Here is a 20,728-nt window from a genome sequence, read left to right on the forward strand (position 1 = left end):
GTGTCCGTGCTGCAAACGGGGGCAGTTGCACGTTACGGCGGTACTCAAAGGGCAGCCCTCGCTACCAGCGCCTGGCCAGCAGGGGTCCGTAGATTGCCGGGGGCCGCCGTGAGGTGTACTGCGGACTTGGATGGCTGGCTGGCTGGTTTACAGGGCACCGCGTGGGTGTTCGGGGTGCTGCTGGGTGCGTTGCTGGCTTAGACGGTGGCTCGGCACTGCGCCCAGGGACGACGCACACGGCAAACCCGGTGGACCCGTCGGTTTGGTGCATGCGTCACAGAAATAGCCACCTGAACGGCCCCCCAATCACGCCATAATTTGCACCATAGGCAGGGGGAGTTTGAGTAATCCCCTATCCCTCTCACCCACTACCAACGGCCATTGCGGGCGTTGGTTTCAGTCCAACAAGGTTTATCCGCCGCGTATGACCAGCGCCATCGTCTCTTGCATCGCTGCGCGGCGGATAAACGCTATTCGTTAGGCGCATATGAGCGAATCGTGGTGGTCTTCCGTTGAGTCAGCTCTAGTCGTCGGCAAGCAGCTGACAACCTCAAGCAGCGAGCTAAATCAAGCTTGCGAGCACATTGTTCGCCTTCTTTGCGATGCTTCTCTGTTGCTCGAATGTGGGTCGCATGCAACCGCCTCTTTTCTGGCTATCACCGCACTTGAGGAGACTGCCAAGGTTCACATTGGGATGTACCGTCGGTCGGGCGTCGACATCAAACGATCCAAAGACCCATTGTTCAATCACACCGAGAAGCATCGGATCGCTGGAAGTCCCACCATTGCCATGGGCGAGCGCTTACAGAAGGCCATAGGAGATCATCGACTTACAGAGCTACTTGAAACTGCACGCGCCGGTGGGCTGATCCCACTGCGCGAGTCATCGCTTTACGTCGACAGAAGGAACGGGACTCTCTCCATTCCGATCAATACTGTGTCCGCCTTGCAAGCGAGGGAGCTGTTGCTGCTCGCCATCGAAGGATTCGACGATGCCCTTGTGGGCTATACAGACTGGACCTTTGATGCCAGCCGGACAACAGATCAAATCTTCGAGCGGTGGGCAGCAAATGCGCCTAACCCCTCCTTCAAGCGGACGCCTGACGGCGCCACTTAAGTCAAACGTTAACCCCCATGCGCAGAACAGCCCTCAAACACCTCGCCCTACTCGGTCTCACCGCTTCGGCGGCATCTCCATCCACGCGGGCGATGCCGTTGGAACCACGGCTGCTCGGCGCCTGGGTTTCGGACCGGGAGAAGACGGTGGCGCTTTGGCGTTTTCGCCCAGAAGCCAGTCCCGAGACACGCGACAAAGTGGCGGCCCTGTTTGGCCGGTTGCGCCTCACCTTCACAGCGACCGATGTCCGTGCCATACAGGACGGTATCGAGACCGTCCACGCCTACCGCGTGCTTGCGTCCGATGCCCGGTCTGTCGTGCTGGAGACCAATGCCGATAGGGATCGCGTGCTGGAGCAGGTCTTCTTCGAGGGCGACTACTGCTACAAGCTGGCCGGGTACAACCTGGAATACTTTCGCCGCACTGCGGCCTAGGCTCCTAGAGCCTCGTACACGGGGTGGGCCCACACCCCCTAATCCAAATCCCCCCCCACAGGCAACATCGCCTGCGCCTCCGCATCCGGCAACGCCTCCACCACCTTCAGGGCACGTCGCATCTGCCGGGTACGGGTATCCGCCTTATCCAACGTATCCGAGGCTTTCTGCACCTGTTCGCGGATGCGGGCGACCCATTCGCCGTAGCGCTCGAACTCGGTTTTCACCGCGCCCAGCACCTTCCATACCTCGCTAGCCTGCTGCTCCAGCGCCAGGGTGCGGAAGCCCATGTGCAGGCTGTTGAGCATGGCCAGCAAGGTGGTGGGCCCGGCCAACGTCACGCGGTAGTCGCGTTGCAGGCTGTCCATCAGGCCGGGGCGGCGCAGCACCTCGGCGTATAGGCTCTCAATCGGCAAAAACAGGATGGCGAAGTCGGTGGTGTGCGGCGGGGCCAGGTAGCTCTCGGCGATGGACTTGGCCTCGGCGCGGATGCGGGCCTCTAGGGCTTTGGCGGATGCCTCGGCCGCCACACCGTCGGCACGTTCGTGGGCATCGAGCAGGCGCTCGTAGTCGTCGCGCGGAAACTTGGCATCTATCGGCAGCCAGACCGGCGCGCCGTCGGCACTGCGGCCGGGGAAGCGCACCGCAAAGTCCACCCGCTGGTTGCTGCGCGGCTTGGTTTCGATCTGCTTGCCGTACTGCTCGGGGGTGAGCACCTGCTCCAGCAGGTTCTCTAGCTGCACCTCGCCAAACATGCCGCGCGTTTTGACGTTGGTCAGCACCCGCTGCAAATCGCCCACGCCCTGCGCCAGCGACTGCATTTCGCCCAAGCCTTTGTGGACTTGCTCCAGCCGGTCGGCCACCTGCTTGAAGCTCTCGCCCAGGCGGGTCTCTAGCGTGGTTTGCAGCTTTTCGTCCACGGTTTGGCGCATTTCGTCGAGCTTGGCGGCGTTGCTTTGTTGGAGTTGCAGCAGTTGCGCCTCCAGCGTGGCGCGCACCTCGCCCATGCGGCGGGCGTTGGACTCATTCAGGGCGTGTAGCTGGGTGCTCAGGGTGTCGCTGACCGAGCGTTGCAGCAGGGCGAGTTGCTGGGCCAGAGCGTCGATCTGGGTGTTTTGGGTGCGCTGGAAGTGGGCGAAGCTGGTGCCCAGCTCTTGGCGGTCGGCGCGGGCGGATTCGCGTTGGCTGTGTTCCAGCCGGTCCAGGGCGGTGGTGTCGGCAGCGGGCGGTTTGCGCAGCAGCAGGGCCAGCAACAGCGCAAAGTTCAGCACGGCCAGCGCTAGCAGGCCCCATTCGGTCAGAGTCATCAATGCTATTTATTTAGTAGCTACTTGCGCAGCGTTTATGGGCGTAAGAGGCTTATTGTTTATAAGAAATCCGACCAAATTGTCGGCCGCCAGCTGGGCCATGGCGGTGCGGGTGGCCACGGTCGCACTGGCGATGTGCGGGGTCAGCACCACATTCGGTACGGTGAGCAAATCCGGGTGGACGCGGGGCTCGCCCTCGAACACGTCCAGCCCGGCGGCGGCGATGCGGCCCTCGCGCAGGGCCACGGCCAGGGCCGCGTCGTCCACGATGCCGCCACGCGCGATGTTGACCAGGGTGGCAGTGGGCTGCATCAGCGCCAGCTCAGTCGCGCCGATGGTGTGGTGCGAGGCGGCGGAGTACGGCACTACCAGCACCACGTGGTCGGCGGTTTTCAGCAGCTCTTCTTTCGACACGAACCGGGCCTTGCAGGCGGCCTCGGTGGCGGCATCGAGCTGGCTGCGGTTGTGGTAAATCACATTCATGCCAAAGCCATGCGCGCCACGTTTGGCAATGCCTTGGCCGATGCGGCCCATGCCGATGATGCCCAGTGTGCTGCCGTGGATTTCGGCCCCGGCGAACATGTCGAAGCTCCACTTTTGCCACAGCCCGGCGCGCAGAAAGTGCTCGCTCTCGCAGACGCGGCGGGCGGTGGCCATCAGCAGGGCAAAGCCGAAGTCGGCGGTGGTCTCGGTGAGCACGTCGGGGGCGTTGGTGGCCAGCACGCCTGCGGCGCTCATCGCGTCCACGTCGAAATTGTTGTAGCCCACGGCCATGTTGGCGCAGATGCGCAATTGCGGGCAGGCGGCCAGCAGTTCGGCGTCAATGCGCTCGCTGCCAGTGGTGAAGGCCCCCACCTTGCCTTGCAGCCGGGCGATGAGCTCGGCCTTGCTCCACACCGTGTCGGTCGGGTTGGATTCGACCTCGAAGTGCTGCTCCAGATAGGCAAGGGTGGCGGGGAAGACTTGGCGGGCAACCAGGATGGCGGGCTTATTCATAGCGGACTTTCAATTTCAAACACTTGGCGCAGGTAGCCCACGTACTTTTCGTCTTCGCACATGTTCTTGCCCGGTGAATCCGACAGCTTGGCCACCGGCTGGCCGTTGCAACGGACCATTTTGATGACGATTTGCAGCGGCACGTGCTCGGGCTGGCCAGGTGCATTGCCCATGTCGTTGGTCAAATTGGTGCCAATGCCAAAGGCCAGCAGGCAGCGGCCCCGGAACTGCTGGTATAGCTGGATGGTGCGCGGCACGGTCAGGCCGTCGCTGAAGATCAGCACCTTGGTGAGCGGATCGACGCGGTTATTTTTGTAGTGCGCCAGCAGGCGTTCGCCCCATTCAAACGGGTCACCGCTGTCGTGCCGCGCGCCGTCAAACAGCTTGCAGAAGTACATGTCGAAGTCGCGCAGGAAGGCATCCATGCCGTACACGTCGCTCAGGGCAATCCCTAAGTCGCCCCGGTACTCTTTGGCCCACATCTCAAAGCCAAACACCTGGCTGTCGCGCAAGCGCGGGCCCAGCGCCTGGCAGGCTTGCAGGTATTCGTGGGCCATGGTGCCCAGCGGGGTGAGTCCTAATTGCATAGCAAACAACACATTGCTGGTGCCCGCTAGCTGCCCCTGCGGGCCTGAACCCAGGCCGTCCACCAGCGTGCGCAGCACCTCTTCATGCCAGGCCTTGCTGTAGCGGCGGCGGGTGCCGTAGTCGGCAATCTTGAGCTCGCCCAGGCCGTCGCCGCGCAGCTGGGCGATCTTGGTGTGCAGCCGCTGGCGGGCCTGCGCCATGTCAGGTGCGGGCTGGGCGTGGCGAAAGTACACCTCGTTGACGATGGCCAGCACCGGAATCTCGAACGGAATCACGTGCAGCCACGGCCCCTGGATGGAGATGTCTATCTCGCCATTCGGTAGCGGGGTGACGGAGATGTACTTCTCGTTGAGCTTGAACAACCCCAAGAAGTCTACAAAGTCGCTTTTGATGAAGCGCATGGAGCGCAGATAGCCCAGCTCGGCTTCGCTGAATTGCAGGCGGCACAGCGCCCGGATTTCGGCCTGGATCTCGGCCACCAGCGGGGCCAGCGCCACGCCGGGGTTGCGGCATTTGAAGCGGTACTGCACCTGGGCGGCGGGGAAGTGGTGCAGCACAACCTGCATCATCGTGAACTTGTAGAGGTCGGTGTCGAGCAGGCTGGTGATGATCATAAAAAGCTGGTCTGGTGGCGCGCAAAGTGTAGGGGATACACCCTTGCGACCACCACCACGGCGCTAAAGCCCGCGCGGCTAATGCGCAAGTGCACCTGAGTTTCGCTATTGTTTCAATAGCTGCCTCCGCTTGTGCAAATTGGGCTAAGTGCACTTTTCATTCATATTTACCCGACTACGACTCGCATAAAAGTACCAGCTTTTTGTTAATTTCCTAGGGTTTTCGATAACTAAAGCAACTTGATTTAGTAAGCTGCGGCGTTTTATAGTCCACTGCCAGCGTGAAAAAATACACATTACCGCTGGCACCCGTTCCCCAACCGAACCCTTGCGTTCACCCCTCTCTAGGAGACAACATGAAAAAATCTACCGCCACCCTGGTGCTGTCTGCATTGGCTTTTGCCGCCACCACCGCGTGCGCAGCAGAGCCCGTAATCGGCCTGATCACCAAGACCGAAACCAATCCGTTTTTCGTGAAGATGAAGGAAGGTGCGCAAGCCGAGGCCAAGAAACTCGGTGCCAAGCTACTCAGCGCCGCAGGCAAGCAAGACGGTGACAACGCAGGCCAGATCACCGCCATCGAGAACATGATTGCGGCCGGTGCCAAAACCATCATGATCACGCCCAATGACTCCAAGGCCATCATCCCCAGCATCAAGAAAGCCCAAGCCCAAGGCGTGATGTTCATCGCACTGGACAGCCCGACCGACCCCGTGGAAGGCACCGATGCGCTGTTTGCCACCGACAACTACAAGGCCGGTGTCTTGATCGGCCAGTACGCCAAAGCCGCTATGGCTGGCAAGCCCGCCAAGATCGCCACGCTGGACTTGTTCCCCGGCCACCCCGTGGGCGCACAACGCCACAACGGCTTCTTGTCCGGCTTTGGCCTGACCGCGCTGGATGCAAAAAGCAATGAACTCTCCAAGCCCGCCGAAGTGGTGTGTATGGCCGACAGCTTTGGCGACCAGGCCAAGGGCCAGACCGCGATGGAAAACTGCCTGCAAAAGAACCCCGACATCAACGTGCTGTACACCATCAACGAACCCGCAGCCGCCGGTGCTTACCAAGCCCTGAAGGCCGCTGGCAAGGAAAAGCAAGTGCTGATCGTGTCGGTAGACGGCGGCTGCGCCGGCGTGAAGAACGTCAAGGCCGGCATGATTGCCGCCACCTCGCAACAGTACCCCCTGAAGATGGCCAGCATGGGCGTGGCCGCTGGTGTTGCATTCGCCAAAGACGGCAAAAAAGCCAGCGGCTACACCGACACCGGCGTGACCCTGATCACCGACCACCCACAAAAAGGCGTGGACAGCAAGGACACCAAGGTCGGCATGGACCTTTGCTGGGGGAATAAGTAACACCCCCAGGCTTGCTCACTGCGTGTAGCAGCGCCAACCCCCTTGCAGGGGGCGATACCTACGGCCCGGCAAAGCCGGTTCCGTGGTATCCCTGGAAGGTGTGCGTTCTGGCTGATGGCTGGGGCGCGACACTTACCCGGTCCAAATAGCATCCGCCGGGGCAACCGCACATACGGGTTGCCCCGTTTTTCAACCCTTTTTCCCCCAAGGCTTTCCCGTGAGCACACTCAAAGAAAAACTACCGCCGATTGGCACGCTCGGGCCGTTTATTGCCCTGCTGATCGCTTGCGTCTTCTTCGCTAGCCAAAGCGACAGATTTTTATCAGCTACCAATTTTTCGCTGATCCTGCAACAAGTTACCGTCGTGGGCGTGATCGCCATCGGCCAAACCCTGATTATTTTGACGGCCGGTATCGACCTGTCGTGCGGCATGGTGATGGCGCTGGGCGGCATTGTCATGACCAAACTGTCCAGCGATTTGGGCCTGCCCCCGGCGCTGGCCATCCTCTGCGGCATTGCGGCTACGGCCTTGTTTGGTTTATTGAACGGGCTGCTGGTCACGCGCATCAAGCTGCCGCCATTCATCGTCACGCTGGGCACGCTGAACATTGCGTTTGCCATCACCCAGCTGTACTCCAACGCGCAAACCATCACCGATGTGCCCCCCATGATGACGGCGCTGGGCAACACCTTTCGCATTGGCGATACCGCAGTGGCCTACAGCACGCTGCTGATGCTGGCGCTGTATGCGGGCATCTGGTTTTACCTGCGCGAAACCGCTGCCGGTCGCCACGTGTACGCCGTGGGCAATAACCCCGAAGCCACCCGCCTGACCGGCATCCCCACCGAGCGCGTGCTGCTGGGTGTGTATGTGCTGGCCGGTGTCTTGTACGGCGTGGCCTCGCTGCTGTCGGTGGCGCGCACCGGTGCCGGTGACCCGAACGCCGGGCAAACCGAAAATCTAGACGCCATCACCGCCGTGGTGCTGGGCGGCACCAGCCTGTTTGGCGGCCGTGGCGTGATCTTGGGCACCCTGGTGGGCGCGATCATCGTGGGCGTGCTGCGCAATGGCCTGACGCTGATGGGCGTGCAGTCGGTGTACCAGGTGCTGATCACCGGCATTTTGGTGATTTTGGCGGTCGCTATCGACCAGTTGTCCCGCAAAGGAAGCCGTTAACCATGTCTACCGACTACAAAATCGTGATGAAGGCCACCGGCCTGGTCAAACGCTACGGCCAGGTGACTGCGCTGGACGGAGCAGATTTAGAGCTGCGCCAGGGCGAAATTTTGGCCGTGATTGGCGACAACGGCGCAGGCAAGTCCTCGCTGATCAAGTGCCTGAGCGGTGCCACCATTCCAGACGAAGGCGAAATTTTGCTGGACGGCAAAAAGATTAACTTCAAAAGCCCGATGGACGCACGCCAGGCCGGGATTGAAACCGTCTACCAAGACCTGGCCGTGGCAGCGGCCATGAGTATTTCGGAAAACCTGTTTCTGGGCCGCGAGATCCGCCGCCCCGGCTTTGCGGGCAACGTGCTGCGCATGCTGGACAAAAAGAAGATGCTGGAAGAGAGCATTTCCCGCATGCAAGACCTGAAGGTCGGCATCCGCTCGATGACGCAGGCGGTGGAAACATTGTCTGGCGGCCAGCGCCAGTGCGTGGCCGTATCCCGTGCGGCAGCATTTGCACAGCACGTGGTCATCATGGACGAGCCCACCGCCGCGCTGGGCGTGAAAGAGGGCAATATGGTGCTGGACCTGATCCGCCGGGTGCGCGACAAGGGCTTGTCGGTGATTTTGATCTCGCACAACATGCCGCACGTCTTCGAGATTGCCGACCGCATCCACGTGGCCCGCCTGGGTAAACGCGGCTGCGTGCTGAATCCGCACAAGATCAGCATGGCCGATACCGTGGCCGTGATGACCGGGGCCATCCGCCCGGACGAGCTGCCCGCTGAATCCCTGGCGCACTGACATGCTCAAAGGTATAGATCCGCTGCTCACGCCCGAGCTGTTGAAAGTGCTGGCCGAAATGGGGCACGACGATGCGGTGTTGCTGGCCGATGCCAACTTCACCGCCCTGCGCCTGGCCGCTGGCAAGCCGGTGTTGTACCTGCCAGGCGTGGGCATGCAGCGCGCCGTGCAGGCGGTGGAATCGGTGCTGCCGCTGGCCGCTGACGTGGAAGCCCCCGTGGCCTTCATGCAGGTGTCTGGCACTACCGCACCCTACCGCTCGGCCTTACAGCGCGAGGTGCTGGACATGCTACAGCCCAGCCTGCTGCCCGGCCAACAGGCCGAGTCGATTGAGCGATTTGCGTTTTATGAACGCGTGGCGAACGTCTACGCCATCGTGCTGACGGGCGAGTTGCAGCCCTTTGGCAACTTCATTCTGCGCAAAGGAGTCATCGGCGAAAATCTGCGCCCATGACCCCACTTGCCCCTCCCCTGCTGCGCCCGCGTGGCTCCAACCACGTCGGGATGCGGCAGTTCAACGAGCGGGTGGTCTTGCAAACCATACGGCAGCACGGCAGCCTGCCCAAGGCCGACCTGGCCCGGCTGACCCACCTCACCGCCCAAACCATCGGCCTGATTACCGCCCGCCTCGAAGAAGACGGGCTGCTGCTGCGCCACCAACCGGTGCGCGGGCGCATCGGCCAGCCCTCGGTGCCGCTGGCGCTGAACCCGGACGGCGCGTTTTCCATCGGCATCAAAATTGGCCGCCGCAACACCGATTGGCTGCTGGTGGACTTCACCGGCCAAGTGCGCCAACGCCTTACCCTGCCCTACGCCTTCCCGGACACCGCCACCCTGCTGCCCGCGCTGTCCACCCACCTGCACACCCTGCGCGATAGCCTGGGGCCGCTGGAGTCCCGGTTGGTCGGCATCGGCGTGGCCGCGCCCTTCCAGATGGGGGGCTGGCACAAGATGCTGGGCCTGTCCGATACGCAATCCAGCGACTGGAATGCGCTCGATCTAGGGGCAGCGGTGCAGGCCATGACCGAGCTGCCGGTGAGCTTTGCCAAAGATGCCAGCGCCGCCTGCGTGGCCGAGCTGGTGGCGGGCCGGGGCCGCGACCTGAAGACGTTTTTGTACCTGTTCATCGACACCTTTGTGGGCGGTGGGCTGGTGATCCATTCGCACCTGCACGGCGGCCTGCACGGCAATGCGGGCGCAGTGGCATCGCTGCCCATGCAACTCCCCGCCACGCCGGGTACTGCACCCGACCAACTGGTGGCCCATGCCTCGCTGTGGGAACTGGAACAGCGGCTGCTGAGCAGAGGCCTGGACCCCACCGCCGCCTACGACGACCGCGCGCTGATGGCCCCCTTTGCCGTGGAGACCCACGCCTGGCTGGCCCAAGCCGCCACCGCTCTGGCGCATTGCGTGGTCAGCGGCACCGCATTTCTGGACCTGGATGCCGTGGTCATCGACGGATCACTATGCCGCCCGCTGTTGCAGCAACTGCTGGAGCGCACCCGCCTGGCCCTGGCCGATTTCAACTGGGAGGGCCTGTGGCGCACCGAGCTGGTCGCTGGCAGCATTGGCTCAGACGCGCGGGCCCTGGGGGGGGCGCTGCTGCCGCTGCACGCCAACTTTGCACCAGACCGGGACTTATTCCTAAAAAGCTAGCAGCCCATCGTCGCGGTGCTGCTCTTCCAGAAAATCCAGAAACCGGCGCACCGCAGGCACCATGCCCCGGCGCGATGGAAACACCGCATGGAACACGCCCGGGTGCGGTGCCCAGCCCGGCAACACCGACACCAGTTGGCCTAGGCGCATCTCTTCGGCGCACATATAGGCAGGCAACACGCAGATGCCTGCGCCGCCCAGCACCGCCAGTTTTAAAGTTAGCAAATCATCGGCTACATAGCGCGGCTGGTGCGGCACGGTACGTACCCCGCCGTCCGGCCCCAGCAAATGCCACACCGCCCGCCCGTCGGTGGCCGACATGCTAATCGAATCCAGCCGGGCCAAATCTTCCACCGTGCTGGCGTGGCCCTGGCGCGCCAGCTGCTGCGGGCTGGCCACCAGCAGCGAGCACGTCATGCCGAAGTTTTTGACCACCAGGCTGCCGCTGTCGTCCAGCGTCAGCCGTACCCGCAGGGCCACGTCTACGCCCTCTTCCACCAAATCGACCACGCGGTTGCTCACCCGCAAGTCCACCTTGACCAGCGGGTAGCGGGCCAGAAACAACGGCATCACCACACCCAGCGTGGTTTGTGCCAGTGTGACGGGGCAGGCGATGCGAATGGTGCCGCGCGGCTCGGTCTGCGCCTGGGCTACAGCATCGCCCGCCGCATCGGCCGCGTCGCGCATGGCCATGCAGTGCCGGTGGTAGACCTCGCCCACCTCGGTGAGCGAGAGCTTGCGGGTGGTGCGCTGCAATAGGCGTACACCCAGCCGCGCCTCCAGCTCGGCCACCCGGCGCGACAGGCGGGATTTGGGCAGACCCAGCGCCCGCCCCGCCGCTGCAAAGCCGCCGCGCTCCACCACCTCGGCGAAATACGCCATGTCGTTCAGATCTTGCATGTGTTGCCCCATTGTCCCGCCAGTAGAACGATGCATCGCATTTTTACCCACTTATCGGCATATTGTGGTGGTGAGACACTCTATTTACCGTCAACACTGTGGCCATACTTTTGGTAAACCTTATGAAAATCTTGCACATCGACTCCAGCATCCTGGGCACAAATTCCGTTACCCGCGCCCTCACCGCCCAGATCAACGCCCAGTGGCAGGCCAGCCACCCCGGCAGCAGCACCGAGTACCTGGACCTGGCCGTCAACACGCCCAGCCATTTGTCTGCCGAGTCGCTGGGCTTTCGCATGCCGCTCACCGATGCCGCTTTGAGCGACGCGCAACGCGCTGAAAACGCTGTGTCCGAGCAACTGGTGCTGCAATTTTTGGCAGCCGACGTGGTCGTGATTGGTGCACCGCTGTACAACTTCACCATCCCCACCCAGCTCAAGGCCTGGATCGACCGCATCTGCCAAGCCGGCCGCACCTTTAGCTACACCGCAACCGGCCCCAAAGGCCTGGCCGGTGGCAAGACGGTCATCGTGGCGCTGGGCCGGGGCGGTGTGTATTCCACCTCCGAAGGTGGCCGCGCTATGGAACACCAGGAAAGCTACCTCAGCGTGGTGTTCGGATTCCTGGGCATCACCGATGTGCGCTTTGTGCGTGCCGAAGGCGTGGCGATGGGGCCAGATGCCAAAGCGGCGGCACTGGCTTCGGCTTCAACAGAAATTGCAGCCCTGGCTGCTTAACGGGCCGTCCAGCGGCGGGCGTATTCCAAGGCCACGGTGTAGGTGTTGATCTGCACCTGCACGGTTTCTTCCATACGCACGCCGTAGCCACCGGCCATAGCAAACGCCAGCGGTACGCGGCGCTGCCAAGCCCAATCAAACACCCGGCGGTCGCGGGCTTGCAGGCCGTCAAAAGTCAGCTTGAGACGGCCCAGCCGGTCGCCCTCAAACGGGTCGGCACCGGCCAGATAAATCACCAGCCCCGGCGCAAAACGCTGCTCCAAATGGCCTAGCGCTGTCTCCAGCGCCTCCATGTACGCGTCATCGCCGCAGCCGTCGGGCAGGGGCATGTCCAGGTCGCTGGCCTCCTTACGGAACGGAAAGTTCTTGTCGCCGTGCAGCGACAGGGTGAACACGCTGGGATCGTTTTGAAAAATATGCGCCGTGCCATTGCCCTGGTGCACATCCAGGTCGATGACCGCTACCTGCAAGGGTGGGCGCTTGGGTCCGTATGTGCGGCCCCACTCGGCCTGCGCCACACGGGCGGCTACGGCGGCATCGTTGAACACACAAAACCCGCCGCCTTTGTCGGCCGTGGCGTGGTGCGTACCGCCCGCCATATTGGCCGCAATGCCGTGTCCGGCCAAAGCATCACGCACCGCCGCCACTGTGGCTCCGGCGGAGCGGCGCGAACGCTCCACCATCGCCTCGGTCCAGGGAAAGCCGATCTCGCGCATGGCCGACGGCTCTAGCTGCTGGATGCTGCCGTCGGCCATCGTTTGGATATAGGCCGGGTGGTGCGCCAGCGCCAGCTCACCATTGCTGGCACGCGGGGCTTCCAGCATTTGCACGCCGGGCAATTCAGCCGCCACCCGGTCGCGCAATAGGCGGTACTTGGCCATAGGGAAACGGTGGCCTTCGGGCAGGGGCAGCACAAAGTGGTCGGAGTAGTAGGCGCGCATACCCAGATTGTGGCGGAGCCATGGCAGCCGCTAGCCCGTAGAGTGCCGAATCTAATAGTGTTTCAGTGCAACAAACCCCCTTGCCAGCGCGGGTGGGCTGCCTATAATTTGTTTCATGCTGCACTGCAACATAACCGCCAAGCGGTCAGATTCAGCGCAGATAGAAACCCTTTTCATTTTTTAAACTGGAGATATCTACATGCTGACTACCGAACAAATCCTGGCTTCCCACAAAGCAACCGTTGAAACCCTGTTTGGCCTGACCACCAAGGCTTTTGAAGGCGTAGAAAAGCTGGTCGAACTGAACCTGACCGCTTCCAAGGCTGCTTTGACCGAAGCCTCCAGCCACTCGCAAGCTGTTCTGAGCGTGAAAGACGCACAAGAATTGTTGGCTCTGCAAGCCAGCCTGCTGCAACCTTTGGCTGAAAAGACCGCCGCCTACAGCCGCCACCTGTATGAAATCGCCCAAGGCACCAGCGCTGAGTTCAGCAAGGCCATCGAAGGCCAATCCGCTGAAGCACAAAAGAAAATCGCGGACTTGATCGAATCCGCCACCAAGAACGCACCGGCTGGTTCCGAGTCCGCTGTGGCCGTGATGAAGAGCGCCGTGTCCGCTGCCAACAACGCTTTTGAATCGGTTCAAAAGGCCGTCAAGCAAGCCTCTGACGCTGCCGAAGCCAACTTCAAAACGGTGGCCGCCCAAGCCGTGACCGCTGCTGGCACCGCCACCGCAACGGCCACCAAGAAACGCTAAATTTTTCCAATTGTCTCCTCGGATTCTTTCGACGCCATCAGGCTCAGGAATCCTTCCAAGCCCTGTTGGCAACAACAGGGCTTTTTTTGGGCCTGGACTATTTGGATTTAGCCGCCATCGCCGCGCGTAGCGCCGGTAGCGCCTGCAACATCGCCGCCCGTCCCGCCTCAATCGCCCGGCGGCGGCTGCCGAAGTCGGCGCTTTTCATGCCTAGCAGCACGGGGCGCACCACCAGGTCGGCATCGCGCAGCGCGTAGGTGTTGATGCTTTTGCCCATGATGGCGAAGGTTTGTAGCAGGATTTGCAGCGTGCCATCGGCCGGGTTTCCCTCTGGGGCGCTGGAGATGTCTACCGCGATCACCAGCTCGGCCCCCATCTGCCGGGCAAAACCTACCGGCACGGGCGACACCAGGCCGCCGTCCACATACTCGTGCCCGGCAATCTTCACTGGCTGGAACACGGCGGGCACGGCGCTAGAGGCCCGCACCGCCGTGCCGGTGTCGCCGCGCTGGAACAGCACCGCCTCGCCGCTGTTCAGATCGGTAGCCACCACCCCCAGAGGCAGCGGCATTTGCTCGATGGGGCGATTCGCCACCAGGGTGTTGACGTAGCGGGCCAGCGCATCGCCGCGCAGCACGCCCCTGCTGAAGATGGGCAGGGTCCAGTCGGTGAACGCGGCCTCTTCCATCGTCTCGGCCACCTGTTGCAACTGCGCGCCGGTTTTGCCGCTGGCATAAAGCGAAGCCACCAAACTGCCCGCCGATGTACCTACCACCAGATCGGGGCGGATGCCCGCTTCTTCCAGCACCTGGACCACGCCCACATGTGCAAATCCACGCGCCGCGCCGCCACCCAGCGCCAGGCCAATGCGTGGCAGGCGTTTGATGGCGGGCGGGTTGGTGGCAGGCGGTGGGTTGGGCTCTATCGGAGCCGTCACACAGCCTGCCAGCAAGGCCGCCAGCAGGCCGATGGCGGCGCTGCGCCGCCCCATAGCGGGCGAAAGGATAAATGTCATAGGGAGAGGTGCGTTGTAATTCACTATTATTAATATAGCAATAAGTCTTTACAGAACATGCGCTAGGCAGGTATTTTATGCACAAAACAAAAGCATTCGCCCTGCGCTAAACTGCCCGCCATGCAAGGCCAACTCGAATTCCACGACTCCGAAGTCCGCAGCACCACCCTGCTGGCGGACACGCTCACCGTCGCCTTCTCTGCGGCTTGTGTGCAGGCAGAAAACGCGGGCTATGTGCAGTCGCTGGTGCTGGAGTTGACCGAAGCCGCTGTAGACGGCCCGCTGACCGATGGCATCGGTCGCTTGTTGCACGGCACGCTGTGGGTGGACGGCGTGGCCTTGCCCGCTGTGCGGTTTCCGTACACCGTGTCAGGTCGGGTGCGTATGGAGTTGCAGTTCGCCAACGGTATCCATCTGGCCATCTCGGCCACTTCTTTGGTGTGCCGATTGACCGGTGACCCGCGATTTATCGAGTCGTTTGCTTGCTAAAAAAAAGCCGCATCGCTGCGGCTTTTGGGGTGCGGGCAGTACCCGGTCAGGCCTGGGTTTTTTGCCGCATATGCACCAGGGTGGCCACGCGCTTGAGCAGTTCGCGGTCGTTCCAGGGTTTTTTGAAGATACCGTACAGGCCCTGGCAGTCGTGCACGCGGGCCTGCATTTCGTCGTGGCCGGTGATGGCAACGATGGGCATGTCCTCGGTGTCCATATTGCCCTGCACCGCTGCAATCAGCTCAAAGCCGTTCATGTTGGGCATTTCCAGGTCGGTAATCAGCACCGAGAAACTGCCCGTGGCCAGCAGCTCCAGGGCGTCGGCGCCGTCGTTGGCCAGCGCCACGGTGTAGCCCGCGCCTTCCAGCAGTTTGCGCAGCTTGGCGCGCGCCACGGCGGAGTCGTCCACCACCAGCAGGTCGGTGCGCGCCAGGTCGGCCTGGACGGGCTGCGGCACGGGCGGGCGGACTACCGGTGCGACTATGGTCTTGGTGGTTAGGGGCGTGGGCCGCAGTGTCACAAACCCAGAGGCCACCTCCAGCGCATCGTCTTGCTTGCCCAGGCCACGCAGCAACATGTACAAACCGACCATCGCAATACCGATAGCAAACGGGACGAGGTAAATGTGAAACAGGTCTAAAAAGGAGTTCATCAAAATATCCATAGCGTGCCGACTCTGGTGCCCCGAATCGGCAAGTTTTTCTTACAAGGCCAGCGGTTCACTGCCTGCGTGTGGTGTCAAGAGCTGTGCAGCATACAACAGGCCATCGACCCAGTCTGCATGGATAACGCTTTAAAAAGAGCACATCCCACCCACGATTTACGCCTCCGGGGTGGAAAAGAACCGGTAGCTGTCCCGCCCGGCCAGTTTGGCGTTGTACATGGCCTGGTCGGCGGTGGCCAGTATCTCGGCGGCGGTTTGGCCGTCTTGCGGGTAGCGGCTAATGCCGATGCTGGCAGTGACTCGCAGAACCTGGGACGGCGCGGGAATGGGCTCTTTGGCGGCGGCGAGCAGCTTGCTGGCGATGGCTGCCAAGTGGTCGTGCGATACCGCTGCCCCCAGCAGCACCACGAATTCATCGCCCCCTAAACGGGCCACGGTATCCACCTCACGCACCATGTATTGCATGCGCTGGGCCACGGTTTTGAGCACCTCGTCGCCCGCGTCGTGGCCGTGTTCGTCGTTGATGGTCTTGAATGCATCCAGGTCGATGAACAGCAGGCACACCGGTTCGCCATAGCGGCGGGCGTGGGCCAGGGCCTGCTCCAGCCGCTCCTGGAACAGGCGGCGGTTGGGCAGGCCGGTCAGCATGTCGTGCTGGGCCATGTGTTCCAGTTCTTCCTGGTTGTCGTGCAGGTCGGCCAGTTGCTGGGTGATTTGCTGGTGCATCTGCTGAAAGCTGCGCGCCAGGCTGCCAATTTCGTCCCGCCGCAACAGGGGCAGGTCGCCCGGCGGCAGGCCATTGGCAAAGTGCTGGGCGGCGGCGGTCACGGCGTTGATGGGCCGGGTCCAGGCGCGGGCCAGCAGCATCGCCAGCAGCACGCAGGCCAGACACAGGCCCACCACAATTTGCAGCACCGTGGTCCCCAGCGCGCGGGTTTCTTGCAATATCAGGTTGCGGGGCTGGACCAGGCCGAGGATCAGCCGGGCTTCATCGGGCGGGGTTTTGGTGCTTTGCGTAATGAATGCACCCACCACCGGGACGGCGACCGTGCCATCGTCTTGCGCCTCGAACACCACCTGGGTCTGTCGGCCTTCCACCACGCTGCGGGTATCGGGAAGCTCGTCTTGCAGCAGCACACGGCGGCCCCGGTCAAAGCCAAAGGTTTTACGGGCATCGGGGTGGACCAGGATGTCACCATCGGTGTTGGCCAGAATCAGGGTCAAGGCGGCGGGCAGGTCGGCCGATAGCAGCTCAAACAGGCTGTTGAGCCCGTAGTTGATCACCACCACGCCGATCGCACGGCCCTGGGCATCGACCACCGGCATGGCCAATTGCAGCGTGGGCTGGCCAGCACCGCCCGTCGACTGGCTTGCGTCGTTGATTTCGTGGTTGATGGTGATGCGCGACACGTAGGTGGCACCCGCAGGCAGTTTGAGGGTTTCTGCAACATAGGCGTAGTGGCCTTTTTCTTGCAGATCGTCGCCCTGGATGCGCACCGTGGACAGCTTGCTGCGGTCCAGCCGCACCCGCTCCAATCCGTAGTCACTGGCAGAGATCAAACGCAGTTGCAGGTAGGCGGGATGGGCCGCCATGACCAGCCGGAACAGCGTGGCCAATTCGTCTGCCGGGGCGTTCGATGCCGCCGTGGGCGGCTGCAAACTGGCCAGGGCTGCGGGGTGGTTGACCAGCACTTGCAGCTCGCGCGCAACATCGTCGCGGCCTACATCCATGCGCCGGGAGAGCACCTGGGCCGAATTGAGCAGCTTGTTTTTGGCCGAATCCACCAGCAGATCGCGGCTCGCCTCATAGGTGTAAAAACCCGTCACCCCCGCCGCCAGCACGCCCACCAGCGCCAACAGCACAGCCAACTTGGCGAGCAGACCGAACTTCATGGCAGCATCACTTTGCTGGCGCGGTCACCGGCCACGATACGGCTCCAGAGCCGGTTGCGCCGCGCGTCGTTTTCGACCGGCTCCAGCCAAATCAGGTTGCTGCCCTCATCCGGGCCGACCGAAGTGGTATTGGCCAGACCTTGCCGGGTCAGCAGCACATTGCCGGGCTCGGGCTCCAACAGGTAGTTGATCCAGGCGGTGGCCAGCGCGGTATTGGGAGCTCCACGCGGAATGGCCCAGCAGTCTAGCCAGGCCAACGCGCCCTCTTGGGGGATGGTGTAGCCCACATCCAGCCCGGCCGCGCGGAACATCTGTAACTGCTGGCGACCGTAGTTGGCAAACATCAGCGCAGCATGGCGGCTTTTGAACAGGGCCAGCGACTCCTCCGGCTGGGTATAAAAACCGCCCGCATTGCGGCGCAGCGCAATCAGCCGCTCCACCGCCGGTGACCAGCTGCTGTCGGCCAGACGAAATGGCGACGGCAGGCCCAGCGACAAGGCGGCCAGGGAAAAATTATGCGTGCCAGCGTTGTAGGCGATCATCTTGCCCTGGTAGCGTCGGTCCCACAGGGCAGCAATCGAGGTGGGGGCTTGCGGGATTTGCTGGCGGTCGTACACCAACCCCATCTCGGCGTAAGTGTACGGAATAGCGTAGGTGGCCCCGCCATGCACCAGGCCGGGAATGCCCGCACGGTTTTGAAACCGGGGCAATTGCCGCGCCAGATGGGGTAGCGTGTGGGTGGCGATGGGCTGCACCATACCCTGGCGGATATAGCGTTGCAGCTCAGCGGTATTGACCGCAAACACATCGAAATACGGGCTTGGGCCTTGGCTGATTTTTTGCCACAGATCCACATCGGAGTCGATCACCGTGACCTCGACACGGCATTGCATGCGCTGCTCGAAGGTTTTAACGATGTCGGGGTCGGCATACCCGGCCCAGGCCAGCACCCGCAGGGTGTCAGGGTGGGCTGCCCGGGCACTCGTGGCCAACGACCCCCACGCCACAGCCGCCATAGCAAACTGCCGTCGATTCAAGGGTGGCCACGGATTACAAAGAGAGGGGAAGTGGCGCATCAATTTCACTTTAGCCAAGCCCTATTACACCAGCCTGAACCACCATGTGAAAACTCTGGTTAATGGCTATTGACGGATCATGGGGCCCTGGCCTTCATTGCAAGTCAGGAAGCGCAATTGTATGGCAATGTAAAGCACCAAAAACAAAGCCGACCGCTTGTATGGAGTGCAGATAATGCTACTTATTTAATAGCACGCATCGCTGTATGTGCAACCTCCCGGTGATAGCGCAGCATCTCCTTCGGCGATGACCCGCCCACCCTACTCGGTCCCGTGCATCTGCCCGTCGATGTAGTACCAACGCCCGTCCTGGCGCACAAAACGGCTGGTTTCGTGCATGCGCTGGGCTTTGCCACCGTCGCGGCAGCGGGCTACGAATTCGACGATACCGGCATCGCCCGCCTCCACCGCGCTGCGCACCTCCAGCCCCAGCCACTTGACGGGCGGCAGCTCCAAATCGCCGGGCGCGGTGGACACGTGCCAGGTGAACAACAGGTAGTCCAGCTGGCCCAGTACATAGCCGCTGTAGCGCGAACGCATCAAGGCCTCGGGCGTAGGGGCGTAGCGGCCGGCAGCCATGCCGGTGTGCCAAAGGCCGCAGCACTCGGCATACGGCAGGCCGCTATCGCAAGGACAAGGAGCGTGGGCGGGGTGCGGTTTATGGTTCATTTTTGAAGAAATTCCAGTGGGTCGATATGCTAATGCAAAACACATCTACCGCATACTGGACAACGGCATTCAGCTATTTTTTATATAGCGCCCATCACAACCGCCCATAGTCGTCTTGCAGGCGCACGATGTCGTCCTCGCCCAGGTACGCGCCAAACTGCACTTCCACGATCTCCACCGGCCCGGTGGTCAGGTTCGCCAGGCGGTGGACCTGGCCCACCGCGATGTCGCAATGGCCACCGGGGGCCAGGTCAAACTCCCGTGCGTCCAGCGTGACGCGGGCCGTGCCCTGCACCACCACCCAGTGCTCGGAGCGCTGGTGGTGTTTTTGCAGGCTGAGCTGCTGGCCGGGCAGCACCTGGATGCGTTTGATCTTGTTGCCAACGTGTTCCGACACGGTTTCATACCAGCCCCAGGGGCGGTGGGTGCGTTCAGGAGGGTGTAGAGGGATGGACATGGCAACAATTCTAAATTGTTTAGTAAACAAATGTCAAACCCATCAATTTACTAAACAAACCTCCGGCACTGGCTATACTGGCAGCCCTTCCCACCACCCGTACCCGCATGACGATCCGCGACATTGCCCAAGCCGCAGGCGTATCACCCGGCACCGTCTCACGGGCGCTCAAAAACCAGCAAGGCATGTCGGAGGCCACCCGCGCCAAGGTGCTGGAAGTCGCCGCCCGGCTAGGCTACGGCCTGGACAATCTGCGCAAACCAAGCTTGCGGCGGGTGCTTTTTTTACTGCACAAGCAGCACGACAACGCCCATTCCAACCTGTTTTACGCACCGGTACTGCATGGGGTGGAGGATGCCTGCCGGTCGGCGGACATCGCCCTGTCGTTTGCCGCACTGGGGCCTGGCCAAAACGTGGCCGAGCTGGTGCGCCTCCACGAGGCCCACGCCATCGTCTGCGCGGGCTATTTCGAGGCCGAACTGTTGCAAGCCGTGCAGCGCTGCGGCCTGCCGCTGGTGGTGGTAGACCATTTCACGCCCTTGGCTGCCTGCATCAACGACGACAACTATGCGGGTGCCTACGCCGCCGTGCAGCACCTGCTGGCGCGGGGCTACCAGCGGATTGCTTTTATCTCGGGCCCGGTGAACCACCACTCCATCCGCTTGCGCGAGCGCGGCTACCGCAAAGCCCTGTTCGATGCCCAGGTGCTGGCCGACCCGGACTACGTGGTGGCCTACCCCGAGGGGCTGGACGCGCAGGCCGCCTCCACCCAGTGCATGGATGCGCTGCTGGCCCTGCCCACCCCGCCGGATGCCGTGTTTGCCTACAACGACATGACCGCCCTGGCCGCCCTGCACTGCTGCCAACGCCAGGGGCTGCGCGTGCCCGAGGACATCGGCATCTGCGGCTACGACGGCATAGCGGCCAGCGCCAACGCACACCCGCCGCTGAGCACCGTGGCGGTAGACAAAGAAGCCCTGGGCCGCGCCGCCGTAGCCTGGCTATTGCAGGGCAGCCACGGCACCGCTGAGAGCATGCACCCGGTGCAACTGGTGGTGCGCGAAAGCAGCACCGGGCCACGGGTTTAGAGCC

At 62.4% G+C, this 20,728-nt stretch carries 22 protein-coding genes; 11 read left to right on the forward strand and 11 right to left on the reverse strand.

Features of this window, described 5'->3' with window-relative positions; translation table 11 throughout:
* The first annotated feature begins 487 nt into the window (after positions 1 to 487).
* The gene (locus AC0969_RS00005) at positions 488 to 1,117 is read left to right on the forward strand and encodes an AbiV family abortive infection protein (RefSeq protein ID WP_479622074.1); all 630 of its coding nucleotides are present in this window, start codon (positions 488 to 490) and stop codon (positions 1,115 to 1,117) included.
* A gap of 146 nt (positions 1,118 to 1,263) precedes the next feature.
* Entirely contained in the window at positions 1,264 to 1,551 is a 288-nt protein-coding gene (locus AC0969_RS00010; protein WP_479622075.1) for a hypothetical protein, read from the forward strand.
* A gap of 38 nt (positions 1,552 to 1,589) precedes the next feature.
* Here the strand turns inward: AC0969_RS00010 and AC0969_RS00015 are convergent, their stop codons facing one another.
* Genes AC0969_RS00015 through pncB form a run of 3 tightly spaced genes read right to left on the reverse strand, consistent with a single transcriptional unit; the run spans position 1,590 to position 5,056 of the window.
* Positions 1,590 to 2,858 (reverse strand): DNA recombination protein RmuC, encoded by a 1,269-nt coding sequence (locus tag AC0969_RS00015; protein ID WP_479622076.1) that lies wholly within the window; start codon positions 2,856 to 2,858, stop codon positions 1,590 to 1,592.
* Between the two features lie 9 nt (positions 2,859 to 2,867).
* Positions 2,868 to 3,854 (reverse strand): 2-hydroxyacid dehydrogenase, encoded by a 987-nt coding sequence (locus AC0969_RS00020; RefSeq protein WP_479622077.1) that lies wholly within the window; start codon positions 3,852 to 3,854, stop codon positions 2,868 to 2,870.
* On the reverse strand, positions 3,851 to 5,056 hold the full coding sequence (pncB, locus tag AC0969_RS00025; RefSeq protein WP_479622078.1) for a nicotinate phosphoribosyltransferase: 1,206 nt from the start codon (positions 5,054 to 5,056) through the stop codon (positions 3,851 to 3,853). The genes AC0969_RS00020 and pncB overlap by 4 nt, the downstream gene beginning before the upstream one ends.
* A 356-nt stretch (positions 5,057 to 5,412) precedes the next feature.
* On the opposite strand from pncB, the gene AC0969_RS00030 reads away from it, so the two are divergent.
* The 5 genes from AC0969_RS00030 (at position 5,413) to AC0969_RS00050 (ending at position 10,041) form a co-directional block, all read left to right on the forward strand.
* Complete coding sequence (locus AC0969_RS00030) at positions 5,413 to 6,411, forward strand: substrate-binding domain-containing protein (protein WP_479622079.1); 999 nt, start codon at positions 5,413 to 5,415, stop codon at positions 6,409 to 6,411.
* A 217-nt stretch (positions 6,412 to 6,628) separates the two neighbouring features.
* Positions 6,629 to 7,588, forward strand: coding sequence for an ABC transporter permease (locus AC0969_RS00035; RefSeq protein WP_479622080.1), 960 nt, complete (start codon positions 6,629 to 6,631; stop codon positions 7,586 to 7,588).
* 2 nt (positions 7,589 to 7,590) lie between these two features.
* Positions 7,591 to 8,385: an ATP-binding cassette domain-containing protein gene (locus tag AC0969_RS00040; protein ID WP_479622081.1), complete on the forward strand. Its 795-nt coding sequence runs from the start codon at positions 7,591 to 7,593 to the stop codon at positions 8,383 to 8,385.
* 1 nt (position 8,386) lies between these two features.
* Entirely contained in the window at positions 8,387 to 8,839 is a 453-nt protein-coding gene (locus tag AC0969_RS00045) for an RbsD/FucU family protein (protein ID WP_479622082.1), read from the forward strand.
* A complete protein-coding gene (locus AC0969_RS00050) occupies positions 8,836 to 10,041 on the forward strand; it encodes an ROK family transcriptional regulator (RefSeq protein WP_479622083.1) in 1,206 nt (401 codons plus the stop codon). The genes AC0969_RS00045 and AC0969_RS00050 overlap by 4 nt, the downstream gene beginning before the upstream one ends.
* On the opposite strand, the gene AC0969_RS00055 is transcribed toward AC0969_RS00050, so the two are convergent.
* A complete protein-coding gene (locus AC0969_RS00055; RefSeq protein ID WP_479622084.1) occupies positions 10,030 to 10,941 on the reverse strand; it encodes a LysR family transcriptional regulator in 912 nt (303 codons plus the stop codon). The genes AC0969_RS00050 and AC0969_RS00055 overlap by 12 nt on opposite strands.
* Positions 10,942 to 11,063: 122 nt before the next feature.
* Between AC0969_RS00055 and AC0969_RS00060 the strand changes: the two genes are divergently transcribed.
* On the forward strand, positions 11,064 to 11,678 hold the full coding sequence (locus AC0969_RS00060) for an FMN-dependent NADH-azoreductase (protein WP_479622085.1): 615 nt from the start codon (positions 11,064 to 11,066) through the stop codon (positions 11,676 to 11,678).
* Here the strand turns inward: AC0969_RS00060 and AC0969_RS00065 are convergent.
* Positions 11,675 to 12,619, reverse strand: coding sequence for a histone deacetylase family protein (locus tag AC0969_RS00065; RefSeq protein WP_479622086.1), 945 nt, complete (start codon positions 12,617 to 12,619; stop codon positions 11,675 to 11,677). The genes AC0969_RS00060 and AC0969_RS00065 overlap by 4 nt on opposite strands.
* A 199-nt stretch (positions 12,620 to 12,818) precedes the next feature.
* Between AC0969_RS00065 and AC0969_RS00070 the strand changes: the two genes are divergently transcribed.
* Positions 12,819 to 13,373, forward strand: a complete 555-nt coding sequence (locus AC0969_RS00070) for a phasin family protein (protein ID WP_479622087.1) — start codon at positions 12,819 to 12,821, stop codon at positions 13,371 to 13,373.
* Positions 13,374 to 13,470: 97 nt separating this feature from the next.
* Here the strand turns inward: AC0969_RS00070 and AC0969_RS00075 are convergent, their stop codons facing one another.
* Complete coding sequence (locus tag AC0969_RS00075) at positions 13,471 to 14,388, reverse strand: patatin-like phospholipase family protein (RefSeq protein ID WP_479622088.1); 918 nt, start codon at positions 14,386 to 14,388, stop codon at positions 13,471 to 13,473.
* A gap of 120 nt (positions 14,389 to 14,508) precedes the next feature.
* On the opposite strand from AC0969_RS00075, the gene AC0969_RS00080 reads away from it, so the two are divergent.
* On the forward strand, positions 14,509 to 14,877 hold the full coding sequence (locus AC0969_RS00080; RefSeq protein ID WP_479622089.1) for a hypothetical protein: 369 nt from the start codon (positions 14,509 to 14,511) through the stop codon (positions 14,875 to 14,877).
* A gap of 46 nt (positions 14,878 to 14,923) precedes the next feature.
* Here the strand turns inward: AC0969_RS00080 and AC0969_RS00085 are convergent, their stop codons facing one another.
* From AC0969_RS00085 to AC0969_RS00105, 5 genes are all read right to left on the reverse strand, one after another.
* Positions 14,924 to 15,529 (reverse strand): response regulator, encoded by a 606-nt coding sequence (locus AC0969_RS00085; protein WP_479622090.1) that lies wholly within the window; start codon positions 15,527 to 15,529, stop codon positions 14,924 to 14,926.
* A 168-nt stretch (positions 15,530 to 15,697) separates the two neighbouring features.
* Entirely contained in the window at positions 15,698 to 17,434 is a 1,737-nt protein-coding gene (locus tag AC0969_RS00090) for a diguanylate cyclase (protein WP_479622091.1), read from the reverse strand.
* Positions 17,431 to 18,450 (reverse strand): ABC transporter substrate-binding protein, encoded by a 1,020-nt coding sequence (locus AC0969_RS00095; RefSeq protein ID WP_479622092.1) that lies wholly within the window; start codon positions 18,448 to 18,450, stop codon positions 17,431 to 17,433. The genes AC0969_RS00090 and AC0969_RS00095 overlap by 4 nt, the downstream gene beginning before the upstream one ends.
* 321 nt (positions 18,451 to 18,771) lie before the next feature.
* On the reverse strand, positions 18,772 to 19,179 hold the full coding sequence (locus AC0969_RS00100) for a YchJ family protein (protein WP_479622093.1): 408 nt from the start codon (positions 19,177 to 19,179) through the stop codon (positions 18,772 to 18,774).
* A 94-nt stretch (positions 19,180 to 19,273) separates the two neighbouring features.
* Positions 19,274 to 19,636, reverse strand: coding sequence for a phosphomannose isomerase type II C-terminal cupin domain (locus AC0969_RS00105; protein ID WP_479622094.1), 363 nt, complete (start codon positions 19,634 to 19,636; stop codon positions 19,274 to 19,276).
* A 77-nt stretch (positions 19,637 to 19,713) separates the two neighbouring features.
* Between AC0969_RS00105 and AC0969_RS00110 the strand changes: the two genes are divergently transcribed.
* Positions 19,714 to 20,724 (forward strand): LacI family DNA-binding transcriptional regulator, encoded by a 1,011-nt coding sequence (locus AC0969_RS00110; RefSeq protein ID WP_479622811.1) that lies wholly within the window; start codon positions 19,714 to 19,716, stop codon positions 20,722 to 20,724.
* The last annotated feature ends 4 nt before the right edge of the window (positions 20,725 to 20,728 follow it).

It is taken from the genome of Rhodoferax sp. LB1P47, from assembly GCF_056521445.1.